Raw genomic sequence first — 13,401 nt, 5'->3', positions numbered from 1 at the left:
GAATGAATACATTTATTTTTGTAGTATTTATTATTGCATATATAGCTGTAACCGTGCTTGGGCTAAGATATTATTCCCATATGCTGCAGCTTTCTTCATATCAGTTTCAGGGATATTTCAGATTTCTTAGATCAAAACCGCAAAGATATGGCCTGCATGTAGGATTTTTAGTGGTGACTATCCTGGCAGGAATTGCGGATGCGAAAGCGGGGAATGTGCTTAGAATTCTTTCTTTGCTGTTCCTGGTTTTCATGGTTTTCCAATACCTTCCGAAGCCCGCCAAAAAGAAATTTGTAGTAACTAAGAGGGTTCAAAGACTTTTTGCCACATACGCGGTTGTTTTCCTTATATTTGCGGTGATAGCTGCGATACTTTATAAAGCAGGAAACAGGGCGGGTGCTTACTGCATCGTTGCTGTTTATATGGGACTGCTTCCGCTTGTAACAGCCCTTTGCAATCTAATAAATAAGCCAATCGAGAAAAAAGTAAATGACTGGTTCATTCACGATGCACAAAGGATTCTTGCTGAACATCCGGGGCTTAGGATCATAGGCATAACGGGAAGCTATGGTAAGACCAGCGTAAAGTATTACCTGTGGACCCTGCTTTCTGAGGGATTCCGTGTACTGATGACACCTGAGAGCTTCAATACTCCAATGGGTGTTGTAAGAACCATCAGAGAAAACCTTACGCCCATGCATGAGATTTTTATATGCGAGATGGGAGCAAGGCATGTACATGATATAAAGGAAATAACAGATATTGTTCATCCGGATGATGGAATACTTACCTCCATAGGACCTCAGCACCTTGAGACCTTCCATTCCATCGAAAATATCATAGATACCAAGTACGAGCTATTTGATGCTGTTCAGGAAAAGAGCAGCAAGGGACTTAAGTTTGCAAATGGTGATAATGAGATCATAACTGCCAATATGAGGCATGAAAATGTCATTACCTATGGTGTATCGGAGGGCTGCGATTACAGAGCTACAGATATTAAGTACAGTGCTGATGGTGCGACATTCACAGTTACAGCACCAAATGGGGATAGCGCTGAATTTAGTATGAAGCTTCTTGGTGAGCACAATGTAACAAATGTGGTGGGCGCTATTGCAATGGCACATACCCTGGGTATTCCCTTCTCCAAGCTTAAGATGGGAGTTCGAAGGATAACACCGGCACCTCACAGACAGGAACTCATTAAGCACGGTAATGTATCAATAATCGACGATGCCTATAATTCCAATCCAATGGGTGCTAAAATGGCACTTAATACACTGTCTAAATTTGAGGATTATACCAGAATCCTTGTAACCCCCGGAATGGTGGAGCTTGGCGATAAGGAAGCGGAATATAACCGCGAGTTTGGAAGACAGGCAGCAAAGGCAGCAGATTATATCATTTTGGTGGGTATCGATCATACAAGACCCATCAAGGAAGGTGCTCTTGAAGCAGGATTTTCGGAGGACAGGCTGTTTTCAAAAGAGACACTGAAGGAAGCCACCGATCTTATGTATGAGATCGATGCGGGGAGGCAGAAGGTCATTCTTTTGGAGAATGATCTTCCGGATAATTACACTTGAAAAAAGAGGTTGGGGATATGCAAAGGGATAAAAAAAGAATAGACTTCATGGATATATGCTTCTCTCTTTGTATGTCTTTGATAACCGTTATAAATTTAAATGCCGTAGAAGACCACTTCTTTTTGACAGGCTATGTCCTTGTCAAAGATATGTTGGTTTTTGCGGTATTTTTTTCTTTGTTCTTTGCATCCACAATGGCTTTAAAATATATTGGTTCAAAATATGATCCAAAGCCCTTGGAAAAAGCAGCTAAGAAAAAGATGGTCCTGCCTGCTGTTTTAATGTGGTGTGCTCATCTGCCATATCTTCTTATTCTTGCACCGGGAGTTTTAAACTACGATACCATAAATCAGATTAGAGATGTTTTTGACGGAGTATCTCCGGTGCCTTTTGGATTTGTGGAGGGACAGGAGACGGTTAACGTCTTTATGAATGCGCATCATCCTGTTGTTATTGCGTTTTTATTTGCAGCATTTATAAAGCTGGGAGTTTTGCTTGGCGATCCCGGAAAGGGACTGTTTATCTATTGCCTTATTCAGTCTCTCGTAGCATGCTTTGTTTTCTCGGGAATTCTTACAGATATTGAGAATAATACAAAGGATTCAGGTAAACTGTTTGTGGTAAAAGCGGTAAGGCTGTTTTTTACATTTTCACCATTTGTTCCTTATTACACAATCTGCATGCTGAAAAATACAATACACAGTCTGCTGTTTTTAATTCTTTTATATGGTTATTACAGGTATCTTGAAGCCGGAGAGATATCCTCCGTAAAAGGTAATGTTTTCATGATCGTAACATCTCTTCTTATGTGCTTTTCTCAGAATACCGGTGCCTATGTGGTGGTTTTATCAAGTCTTTTACATCTGATTTTCAGAAAAAAGAACAGAAAGATTTTTCTTATAAACACCTGCCTGTGCATTGTCGTTTGGTTCATTATTGTTCCAAAGGTTATTTATCCGGCAGCTAACATCTATCCCGGTGGAAAGCAGGAGATGCTCGGGACATGCTTCCAGCAGACAGCAAGGCTTGTAAGGGATAGGGAGGATGAACTTACAGATGAGGAGAAACAGATCATCGGTAAGATTCTGGACTATGAAAAAATAAAAAGTGACTATGCCTTTGATGCAACGGACCCTGTAAAGGCTACCTTCAATATTCATGCAACAAATGAAGATATGACTGCATATTATAAATTCTGGATAAGAAAGGGCTTTCAACATCCAATTATTTACCTAAGGGCAATACTTCCGATATGCGGTAACTTCTTTGCTCCTGTTTCTTCTATTCAGGTCTTTGACAAAATACCGACATCAGAGGGAATTTTAGAAAATGTAAAACAGGTGAATCCGGCTAAGCTATGGATGGGACTAAATGACTGGTACTACGGACTAAGAGATATGCCCGGCATAAGCATACTGTTTCAGGTGGTGCTTTACAGCTTTTGGATTCCTGCATATCTGCTATATTACAATGTCATAAAGAGAGGGTATAAAAAGAGCGGAGAAAGAAAGCCTGTAAATGGTATCCTTGTACCAATTTTCATATTTATTCTTATGTTGGTTGTAAGTCCTGTTAACTACAGCAGATATGCGCTACCTCTTATATTTTCGTCTCCTGTTTGCCTGTGCATGCTTATGCCTGAAAAAAATAAATGAGGTTGAAATTTTTTCTGATGAGGCTATACTTTTAGGGAACCCTAGTTAATTTTTGAAAGGAAGTGTTTTTTTGAAACTTAAATTAGCAGTTTTATTTGGTGGTAAAAGTACAGAGCATGAGATTTCAATTATCTCCGCTATCCAGGCTATCGGATATATCAACAGAGATAAGTATGAGGTTATCCCGGTTTATATAACTAAGGATAATGATTTTTATATTGGTGAAGACATAGATAAGATTAAGGAATATACACATATTCCGGAGCTCCTTAAAAAGAGCACAAGAGTAATCTTTATTAAGGATGGCAATAAGGTAAATCTTGTTCGTTATCCCATGAAGAAATTTGGTAACAATATTCTTACATCTGTGGATATTGCATTCCCCATCGTACACGGTACAAACGTGGAGGACGGAGTACTTACCGGATACCTTCAGACTCTTGGACTTCCTGTTGTTGGCTGTGATGTACTTTCATCTGCAGTTGGCATGAATAAATATGTTATGAAGACAGTTCTTAAGGACAATGGTATTTCTGTCCTTGACTGCAAGTGCTATACATGGATTGATTATGAGGACGCAGAGGCGCTTGTTAAGAAGATAGAGGATGCTTTCAAATATCCTGTTATTGTTAAGCCCATCAACCTTGGTTCAAGTATCGGTATATCCAAGGCAAGTAATACACAGGAGCTTAAGGAAGCCCTTGAGCTTGCCTTTGAGTTCTCCAAAAAGATTCTTGTTGAGCCTGCAATTGTGAAGCTTAAGGAGATTAACTGTTCAGTTCTCGGTGATTATGAGAATGCCGAGGCTTCAGAGTGTGAGGAGCCTATTAACTCAGACGAGATTCTTTCCTTCGAGGATAAATATATCGGAGGCGGCTCAAAGGGCGGTGCTAAAGGCGGTGCAAAGACCGGCGGCTCCAAGGGAATGGCATCTCTTAAGAGAAAGATTCCGGCAGAGATTACTGATGAGCAGAGAAGTGAGATCCGTAAAATGGCTGTAGATGCATTTAAGTGTCTTGGCTGTAGTGGTGTTTCCAGAATTGATTTCATGCTTGATGAGGAAACAGGAAAGATCTATCTCAATGAGATCAATACTATTCCCGGATCACTTTCATTCTATCTGTGGGAGCCACTCGGTAAGAAATATACCCAGCTTCTTGACGATATGATCGATATCGCTATTAAACAGGACAGAGAGAATAACAAGATCGTATTCTCATTTGATACAAACGTGCTTGAAGGTGTTAACCTTGGCGGCGCGAAAACAGCGAAATTGTAATATAAAACAAGGTGAATGATTACTCATCCACCTTGTTTTTTTCATAAGTTTCTTTAATTATGTTGTAGCAATAGGTTTCGATATTCTTTTTATCCTCGGGATCAAGCTGATCCATATAGATTGGCTTTCCGTACTCAAGGATTACATGAGCTTTCTTGATGAAAGGAGCATGATCTTCGAATATCGCATTTGAGTTGTTGATGGTCATCGGTACAATGGGACAACCGGTTTTCTGAGCAATTTTGAAGCTTCCTTTATGGAAGGGGAGCATTTCGTCTGAGGCGTTCCTTGTTCCTTCAGGATAGATGGTCATTGAAATGCCGTTTTTTATATTGTCGATGGCTGTGAGGATGACCTGAAGGCCCTGTCTGATATCGTCTCTGTCAAGGAAAAGGCAGTCCATGAAGACCATCCAGGTTGACAGGATCGGAACCTTTTTGATTTCCTTCTTGGCAATATAACCGGTGATTCTTGGTACTCTTGCATAGCTGAGAACGATGTCGAAGTAGCTTCGGTGATTGCCTACATAGAGAACCGGTGTATCCTTTGGAACGTTCTCTTCACCGATAACCGTAAGCTTAACTCCTGAGAGAAATGCTACGATTTTGAAGGCCCTGCTTACAATGGCAAGAGAAATTGTCTTTTGTGCCATGGGATTGAACTTACCGACAATCCAAAGTATTAACTGCATTACCAGGCTCAAAAGAAAAAATACTAATAAAAATAAACCTACAAAAATTAGCCTTAACATACTTACTATTTCACTCCAATTATGTATTATATATATGCTGACGTATCAGCTATACCACGATAGTATAACACAAACAAAGGAGACTGATAAATGCTGCTTATAAAAAACGGTAGACTGATAGACCCATGGTCCGGAACAAATGATTTCAGGGATATTTTGGTAGACGGAGAGAGAATCGTAAAGATCGGTTTTTGCGGAACCTTACATGATTTGGCTGTTGAAGCAGCATCCGTGAAAAGTGAAAATCTTGAAGAGATAGACGCTGCAGGCCTTGTTGTGGCTTCGGGGCTTGTGGATGCCCACGTTCATTTCAGAGATCCCGGTTTTACGGAAAAAGAGGATATTTTATCAGGAGCAGAAGCAGCGAAGGCAGGCGGTTTTACATCGGTAGTCATGATGGGTAATACCAATCCCCACATGGATAATCTGGAGACCATAAGGTATGCCCTTGAAAAGGGAGCATCCACAGGAATACGGGTTTTTACCTGCGCCAATATCACAAAGGATATGGCAGGAAGCGAACTAACGGACATGGAAGGCCTCCTTAAGGAAGGGATTGTTCTTTTTACCGATGATGGAAAGCCGATAACAAATCCGGAGATTATGGAGAGCGCCTGCAGAGAAGCAGCAAGACTTGGCAAGGTGCTAAGCCTTCACGAAGAGGATCCTTCATATATAACAGAAAATGGAATAAATGCAGGTGATGTTGCAGAGAGTCTGGGCATTAAGGGATCACCAAGGGATGCAGAAATATCAATGGTAAAGCGCGACATTGAAATAGCCGGAAGGACAGGAGCAGAGATAACCGTTCAGCACATCAGTACAAAGGAAGCGGTGGAGCTTATTAGAGAGGCAAGAAAAACTAATCCCAAGATACATGCAGAAGCGACGCCTCATCACTTTACGCTTACGGACAGCGCTGTACTTAAGCATGGTACAATGGCAAAGATGAATCCGCCCCTTAGAAAAGAAGAGGACAGGTTAGCCATAATTCAAGGCATTGCCGATGGCACAATAGAGACCATTGCAACTGACCATGCACCTCATACAGCAGCAGAGAAGGCAGGAGAATTAACTAAAGCGCCAAGCGGCATAATAGGACTTGAAACCTCTCTTGGACTAGGCATAAGAGAGCTGGTACACAAGGGATATATGGATCTTATGACACTTATTTCAAGAATGACCTGTCAGCCTGCGGAGGTATACGGAATCAGGACCCTGATCAGAGATGAGAGCGCAGGAGAAAACGTATATGACGAGCTTCCTGTCGGAAGATGCTTTGAGGGTGGCCCCGCGGATTTTGTAATTTTTGGAGAGAATGAGACCTATACAGTAGCTGAGAAATTTGCTTCAAAAGCATGTAATACTCCCTTTATTGGAGAAGAGCTTCCCGGCAAAATTCACTATACAATTTGCAGCGGAAAAACAGTCTATAGGGCATGATGATATAAACTTAAGGTAGGAGATAAAAGCTATGTCAAAAAAGAAGAAAATCAGAGCAGAGGTTATTTCGCAAAGCTTACTTGCGGAAGGAATTATGGATTTAAGGCTTAGAACAAGTCTTGCAGAGGATGCCAATCCCGGACAGTTTATTGGAGTATATCCCCAAAATAAGTCTACACTTCTTCCAAGGCCTATCAGCATCTGCGGATCTGACAGAGAGAATCAGGAACTGCGTATTGTTTACAGGATAGCCGGCAGCGGAACTGCGGAATTTGCTCTCTATCAAAAGGGTGATAACGTAGATATACTGGGAGTTTTGGGTAACGGCTTTCCGCTTGATAAGGCAGCTGGTAAGAGAGTACTTATTATCGGAGGAGGCATAGGTGTACCGCCGCTTCTTGGACTTGCAAAGGAGCTTTCGGAAAATCCGGATGTACGTCCTGAATCAGTGACCATGGTTATGGGTTATAGAAATGCTGATACTTTTCTTACTGACGAATTTGAAAATTTTGGAAAGCTTCTGATTGCTACAGAGGATGGAAGTATAGGCATTAAAGGAAATGTAATTGATGCCTGCAAGGAAAACGGTGTAGAGGCTGATGTTATCTATGCCTGCGGCCCCATGCCGATGCTTCGCGGTGTGGCTGCTTATGCTAAAGAGACAGGTGCAAAGGCATATATAAGCCTTGAGGAGCGCATGGCCTGCGGTGTTGGTGCGTGTCTTGGATGTATATGTAAAACCAAGGATGTGGATGAACATTCTCATGTAAAGAATGCACGCATCTGTACAGATGGCCCTGTTTTTGACGCAGATGAGCTTGAGCTTTGATAATCAGTTACTTGGAGAGGTGAGAATATATGAATACATCAGTTAATATAGCGGGAGTAACCTTTAAAAATCCTGTAATGACAGCTTCCGGTACATTCGGATCCGGAATGGAATATGCGGAATTTGTTGATCTCAACAGACTTGGGGCAGTTGTGACCAAGGGTGTTGCAAATGTGCCATGGCCCGGAAACCCCACACCAAGAGTCGCCGAGGTTTATGGAGGAATGCTTAATGCTATAGGCCTTCAGAATCCCGGAGTGGATGTAATGATTGAGAGAGACCTTCCTTTTCTTAAGGACTTTGATACAAAGGTTATCGTCAATGTTTGCGGAAAAAGCACACAGGATTATGTGGATGTGGTAGAAAGACTTTCTGATCAGGACAGCGTTCACATGCTTGAAATCAATGTTTCATGTCCCAATGTAAAGGAGGGAGGCATCGCTTTTGGTCAGAACCCGGATGCTCTTTTTGAAATTACAAAAGAGATAAAAAAGCATGCAAAGCAGCCCATCATAATGAAGCTTAGTCCCAATGTCACAAGCATTGCAGAGATGGCAAGGGCAGCAGAGGCAGCAGGCAGCGATGCAATATCACTTATTAATACAATTACGGGAATGAAGATTGATATTTACAAAAAGACCTTCGCTATCGCTAATAAGACAGGAGGACTTTCCGGTCCTGCCATTAAGCCGGTAGCTGTACGCATGGTATATGAAGCATCACATGCGGTAAAGATTCCGGTCATCGGCATGGGAGGAATCGCAACAGCAGAGGATGCCATTGAATTCATGCTTGCAGGAGCAACAGGAGTTGCAGTTGGTGCAATGAACTTCCATAACCCCTATGCAACAATAGAGGTAATCGAAGGAATAGAGCGTTATATGTCTGAGCAGGGAATTGAGGACATAAATGAAATTATCGGAGCCGTTGAATAAGCTCCGATAAAATAATTTTGTATTATTCTGTAAAAGTGAAGGATACCCTGACCTTTGAATCAGAGATTTTTTCTCCGTCAGCCTGTAGTTCGTACTGGAGGTGGACGGAGATTTTTTTTGGTGTTTCTTCGATCATCAGGTGCCTTGTAATGGCTGTAAGCTTCATGATGCCGTACTGGGTCTGATAGTCGGTCTCACAGGTTTCTCCAAGCCCAAAATGAAGCTCGGAATTTACAGAGCCCGTTTGTGACATGGAGAATTTTCCATTCCCGATTATAAGGGTGTGATGTGTTCTTATATGCAGCTTATCATCATCAGCAGGGTCATAGTATTGGATTAAGGTACTGTTTCCGTCGGTGATGCAGGAAGCAGTACATTCGGTTTTTACTATTTCGGGCTTGCCGTCACCATGATCGTGTGCGCCGATTATCTTAATTTTTCCATTCATATTTTTTACCTTTATACAGGCTTTGTGATATAAAGCTCCGGAGCGATTCCTCTGCTTCTAAGCTCGTTTATGGCATGTTCTGCATAGACCAGATTCTTGTTTTCAAAAATTCCAAATACTGTTGGACCGCTTCCGCTCATTCTTGCACCCATGGCGCCGTTGGCAAGAAGAATTTGTCTTATATCTTCGATAACAGTGTATTTTGAAGCAGTTACAGGTTCTAATACATTTCCAAGTCTGTCTGTTATACCGGCAAGGTCGCGCTTCTCGATAGCGCCCATTATGCCATCTATGTCGGGATGATTTTCTATAGGCTTGGAATCAAGAGTTGTATAGGCCCATGCCGTTGAAACATCGATGGAAGGCTTTGCGATGACTATATGGCATGAAGGCATATCCCTTAGAAATGTCAGTTTTTCGCCTATTCCCTCTGAGAGAGCAGTGCCACCGCAGATGCAGTAAGGTATGTCAGCACCTAAAGGTGTTGCCAGCTCGCATAATTCTTCCTGGCTAAGACCAAGGTTCCAAAGTTCGTTAAGGGCATGATAAGTTGCAGCTCCATCTGTGCTTCCGCCTGCCAGGCCGGCAGCCATAGGAATGTGTTTTTTAAGGCTTACGGTTACACCTTTTTCAATGCCGTATTTTTCTTTTAGCTGAGCGGCAACCTTCCATATTAGATTGGATTTATCTGTGGGGATTCTGGGATTGGCAGTCATAATGATTATCTGTCCGTCGTCGCGATTTTCAAAGGACAGTTCGTCATGGAGGTCAATGCTCTGCATGATCATTTTTACGATATGATAGCCATCCTCTCGTCTTCCCAGGACATCAAGACCCAGGTTAATTTTTGCGTATGCTTTTCTTGTTATCATTTATTTTTCCTTTCGGATAAGAATATGTTTAATCCTTACTATAAATATATAATAAAAACGCTTATTAACACAATGAATTTGAATACGTGTGCCAGAAAGGATTCTGTTTGTGAAATCCCTTAGGTGAACATAAAAAAAGCTGCGAAGGATTTCCCTCGCAGCAGATTTACATTTGAATTATAAAGGCTTTGCTCCTGCCTTCTCCTTTGCCTTAGCAACAAGGTTTTTCCAGAAGCCTTTCTTTTCTTCGGGAGCAACGTTACTTCCGCGAATGCCCTTAACAGAAAGTACGTAGATTCCACTTACTTCAGCCTTTACTTCCTTTTTTACAGGAACAGAATCAAAAATCTTCTCATCACATACGAGATTCATGATCTGGGGACCAACCTTAACCTTAAGGATCGGAAGCTTTGAACGTCTAAGAAGCTTTGGTGTGTTCTCCATAACGGCTGCAGGAAGTCCTGCTTCGTTAATACGCATTCTCTTTTTGTCGATTATCAGCATGGAAATACTCTGCTTAACAGCTTCCATCTGAGCCTGTTGCTCTTCCTGACGCTTCTGTGCTCTTTTGCCAAGGATTGTAAGGGTTACAAGAGCTATGATCAAAATTACTAAGATTACTATCATTACTATAGCTGCGGTACTCAAAACTAACCTCCAATTACTTCAAACTGATTTAACTAGCAAATTGTATTCTATCATTCTTTTATCTGGCAGGCAACAAAATACTTTAATCAAAGTCAATTCTGTGATAGTATTAAAAAAGTTTTATTTTATAAGAAGTAATAGAGGAGTATTTTTTCATGAAAAAGATGGCAGTAGCGATGCTTGCGGCACTCCTTACCGTTTCATCCCTTACAGGATGTTCTAAAGCCGGTAATGACACTAACGCAGCATATTTAAAAGACACAGATGTATCAAAATATGTAACACTTGGTGATTACAAGAACCTTACTGTTGAGGTTGCTTCACCTGAGGTTACCGATGATGAGGTTGCAAGCTATATCCAGTATGTACAGAATTCTATGGCAGCTACAGTAGAAGTAACCGACAGAGCTGTTCAGTCAGGAGATACAGTAAATATTGATTATGCCGGAAAATATGCCGATTCAGGTGAGGCATTCGATGGCGGTACCGCTCAGGGATATGATCTTCCCATCGGTTCTCACACATTTATCGATGGCTTTGAAGATGGACTTATCGGTGCAGAGCTTGGTCAGACACTGGACCTTAACCTTAAGTTCCCCGATTCATACAGTAATGCTGATCTTGCAGGCAAGGACGTTATTTTCACAGTAACAGTTAACAAGATTCTCATTAAGCCTGATTTCGATGATGCTTATGTAGCAACTCTTGGAATCGAAGGCGTATCTACAGTTGATGAGCTTAGTAATTATATAAAGGAAAAGCTCATGGAGGATAAGCAATCATCCTATGAGACCTCAGTTCAGAATGAGGCACTTGAGGCAGCTACTAACGGATGCATGTTTGAGAATCCGCCCCAGGCTATGCTCGACAGATTTACAGGTCTTTATTCAGATCAGATGGAGCAGGTTGCTCAGTACTATGCTGCAAGCTACGGACAGTCAATGACAGCTGATTCAGTACTTCAGGTGCTTATGTCACAGGAAGGCTATACAGGAGAGGCTGAGGATTATAAAGCAGAGCAGGCACTTAAGCTTGCAAAGCAGTACATCATGCTTGGTGCTATAGCAGCTCAGGAAGGCATTGAGGTTACAGAGGAAGAGCTTAATGAGAAGCTTACATCTGATATGGAAAATGCAAATGCAAGCGCTGCTGATTCTGATAAGGTTGATAGTCTTGATGCATACAAAGAGACCATTGATGTAGAGAATATAAGAGAAAGTCTTCTCAGTAAGAAGGTTATTGAGTTCCTTGCTGCAAATGCAAATGTTGTTGAGCCTTCTGATGATGACAATGCAGAGGCTACAGAGGAGACAGCAGCAGAGGAGAGCACTGAGGAAGCTACAGATGCTTCCGAGGATGGAGAATAATTTTTGAACAACTAATGTTTAAATATGGAGGCATATTATGGAACTGACAGATATCAGAGAGCTTTTTAGAGAGCCGGATAAGTACGCAGACAAAGAAGTAACAGTAGGCGGATGGATCCGCAACATTCGTGATTCTAAGACAATTGGCTTTATTGTTTTGAATGACGGTACATATTTTTCACCTCTTCAGGTGGTATATTCTGATGAGCTTAATAATTTCGCAGAGGTTAGTAAGCTTAATGTTGGTGCCGCAATCATTGCTACAGGTAAGATTGTAATGACTCCAGATGCCAAGCAGCCATTCGAGATGCAGGCTACAGGAATAGAGATTGAGGGACCTTCAACTCCCGATTATCCCCTTCAGCCTAAGCGTCACTCACTTGAGTATTTGAGAACACTTCCTCATCTCCGTGCAAGAACAAACACATTTGAGGCTGTTTTCAGAGTAAGATCACTGGCTGCTTATGCGATTCACTCATTCTTCCAGGAGAGAGGTTTTGTATATGTTCACACTCCCCTTATTACAGGAAGTGACTGTGAAGGCGCAGGCGAGATGTTCCAGGTAACAACACTGGATCTTAACAATGTTCCCAAGAATGAGGAAGGCGAAGTAGATTATACAAAGGATTTCTTTGGTAAGCCTGTTAACCTTACAGTTTCTGGTCAGCTCAATGTTGAGACCTATGCTTTTGCATTTAAGAATGTTTATACATTCGGACCTACATTCCGTGCTGAGAATTCAAACACAACCCGTCATGCAGCTGAGTTCTGGATGATCGAGCCTGAAATGTGCTTCGCAGATCTTAAGGATGACTGTGATTGCGCTGAGGCAATGCTTAAGTACGTTATAAACTATGTACTTGAGAACGCACCTGCCGAGATGGAGTTCTTTAACTCCTTCGTTGATAAGGGGCTTATCGAGCGTCTTAAGAACGTTGCAAACAGCGAGTTTGGTCGTATCACATATACAGAGGCTATTGAGATTCTTAAAGAGCATAACGATGAGTTTGATTATAAGGTTGAGTGGGGCTCAGATCTTCAGACTGAGCATGAGAGATTCCTCACAGAGAAGGTATTTAAAAAGCCTGTATTCGTAACTGACTATCCGAAGGAAATCAAAGCCTTCTACATGAAGCTGAATGAGGACGGCAAGACTGTTGCAGCAGCTGATTGTCTTGTACCCGGTATCGGTGAGATCGTTGGTGGTAGCCAGAGAGAGGATGATCTTGAGACTCTTGAGAAGAGAATGGATGAGCTTGGACTTAAAAAGGAAGATTATCAGTTCTATCTTGATCTTCGTCGCTACGGTTCAGTTCGTCACGCAGGCTTCGGTCTTGGCTTTGAGCGCTGCGTAATGTACCTTACAGGTATGGGCAACATCCGTGATGTTGAGTCCTTCCCTCGTACAGTTGGTAACTGCGAGTTATAATTTTTAAGAATCTTATGACTGTTGCTTCCTTGACAGGAGACAACAGTTTTTCTTTTTGTATTCATGTGAATTTTTTTTGAAATATGTATAAGGATAAAAGCTGACAGCTTAATCATGTTATAATTAAATAGAAAATTTTGTTGGATATTTTGCGGATTA

The 13,401-nt window shown here is 41.7% G+C and carries 12 protein-coding genes; 8 read left to right on the top strand and 4 right to left on the bottom strand.

Features of this window, described 5'->3' with window-relative positions:
- The first annotated feature begins 2 nt into the window (after window positions 1-2).
- From G608_RS0112615 to G608_RS0112605, 3 genes are all read left to right on the top strand, one after another.
- Window positions 3-1,586: a UDP-N-acetylmuramoyl-tripeptide--D-alanyl-D-alanine ligase gene (locus tag G608_RS0112615; protein WP_026496334.1), complete on the top strand. Its 1,584-nt coding sequence runs from the start codon at window positions 3-5 to the stop codon at window positions 1,584-1,586.
- 17 nt (window positions 1,587-1,603) lie between these two features.
- A complete protein-coding gene (locus G608_RS0112610) occupies window positions 1,604-3,241 on the top strand; it encodes a DUF6020 family protein (protein WP_026496333.1) in 1,638 nt (545 codons plus the stop codon).
- Window positions 3,242-3,311: 70 nt separating this feature from the next.
- Window positions 3,312-4,520: a D-alanine--D-alanine ligase family protein gene (locus G608_RS0112605; protein ID WP_026496332.1), complete on the top strand. Its 1,209-nt coding sequence runs from the start codon at window positions 3,312-3,314 to the stop codon at window positions 4,518-4,520.
- A 19-nt stretch (window positions 4,521-4,539) separates the two neighbouring features.
- On the opposite strand, the gene G608_RS0112600 is transcribed toward G608_RS0112605, so the two are convergent.
- Window positions 4,540-5,271, bottom strand: a complete 732-nt coding sequence (locus G608_RS0112600; RefSeq protein WP_026496331.1) for a lysophospholipid acyltransferase family protein — start codon at window positions 5,269-5,271, stop codon at window positions 4,540-4,542.
- Between the two features lie 90 nt (window positions 5,272-5,361).
- On the opposite strand from G608_RS0112600, the gene G608_RS0112595 reads away from it, so the two are divergent.
- Genes G608_RS0112595 through G608_RS0112585 form a run of 3 tightly spaced genes read left to right on the top strand, consistent with a single transcriptional unit; the run spans window position 5,362 to window position 8,478 of the window.
- Window positions 5,362-6,714: a dihydroorotase gene (locus G608_RS0112595; protein ID WP_026496330.1), complete on the top strand. Its 1,353-nt coding sequence runs from the start codon at window positions 5,362-5,364 to the stop codon at window positions 6,712-6,714.
- A gap of 31 nt (window positions 6,715-6,745) precedes the next feature.
- Window positions 6,746-7,543 carry a dihydroorotate dehydrogenase electron transfer subunit gene (locus G608_RS0112590; protein WP_026496329.1) on the top strand — a complete coding sequence of 266 codons (798 nt, stop codon included), beginning with the start codon at window positions 6,746-6,748 and terminating at the stop codon, window positions 7,541-7,543.
- Between the two features lie 29 nt (window positions 7,544-7,572).
- The gene (locus G608_RS0112585) at window positions 7,573-8,478 is read left to right on the top strand and encodes a dihydroorotate dehydrogenase (RefSeq protein WP_026496328.1); all 906 of its coding nucleotides are present in this window, start codon (window positions 7,573-7,575) and stop codon (window positions 8,476-8,478) included.
- A gap of 22 nt (window positions 8,479-8,500) precedes the next feature.
- Here G608_RS0112585 and G608_RS0112580 read toward each other — a convergent pair whose 3' ends face one another.
- The 3 genes from G608_RS0112580 to G608_RS0112570 all read right to left on the bottom strand — a co-directional run bounded on the left by G608_RS0112580 (window position 8,501) and on the right by G608_RS0112570 (window position 10,446).
- On the bottom strand, window positions 8,501-8,926 hold the full coding sequence (locus G608_RS0112580) for a DUF1934 domain-containing protein (RefSeq protein ID WP_026496327.1): 426 nt from the start codon (window positions 8,924-8,926) through the stop codon (window positions 8,501-8,503).
- Window positions 8,927-8,937: 11 nt separating this feature from the next.
- Complete coding sequence (gene ispE, locus G608_RS0112575) at window positions 8,938-9,798, bottom strand: 4-(cytidine 5'-diphospho)-2-C-methyl-D-erythritol kinase (RefSeq protein ID WP_026496326.1); 861 nt, start codon at window positions 9,796-9,798, stop codon at window positions 8,938-8,940.
- A 177-nt stretch (window positions 9,799-9,975) separates the two neighbouring features.
- Window positions 9,976-10,446: a hypothetical protein gene (locus G608_RS0112570; RefSeq protein WP_026496325.1), complete on the bottom strand. Its 471-nt coding sequence runs from the start codon at window positions 10,444-10,446 to the stop codon at window positions 9,976-9,978.
- 155 nt (window positions 10,447-10,601) lie between these two features.
- On the opposite strand from G608_RS0112570, the gene tig reads away from it, so the two are divergent.
- Together tig and asnS are read left to right on the top strand one after the other, a co-directional pair.
- The gene (tig, locus tag G608_RS22540) at window positions 10,602-11,813 is read left to right on the top strand and encodes a trigger factor (protein WP_051209305.1); all 1,212 of its coding nucleotides are present in this window, start codon (window positions 10,602-10,604) and stop codon (window positions 11,811-11,813) included.
- A gap of 37 nt (window positions 11,814-11,850) precedes the next feature.
- Window positions 11,851-13,242, top strand: coding sequence for an asparagine--tRNA ligase (asnS, locus tag G608_RS0112560; protein ID WP_026496324.1), 1,392 nt, complete (start codon window positions 11,851-11,853; stop codon window positions 13,240-13,242).
- The last annotated feature ends 159 nt before the right edge of the window (window positions 13,243-13,401 follow it).

It is taken from the genome of Butyrivibrio sp. WCD3002 (assembly GCF_000424265.1).
Lineage (GTDB): Bacteria > Bacillota > Clostridia > Lachnospirales > Lachnospiraceae > Butyrivibrio.
The sequence above is the reverse complement of the archived record's forward strand: the minus strand, read 5'-3'. Positions and strand labels throughout refer to the sequence as shown.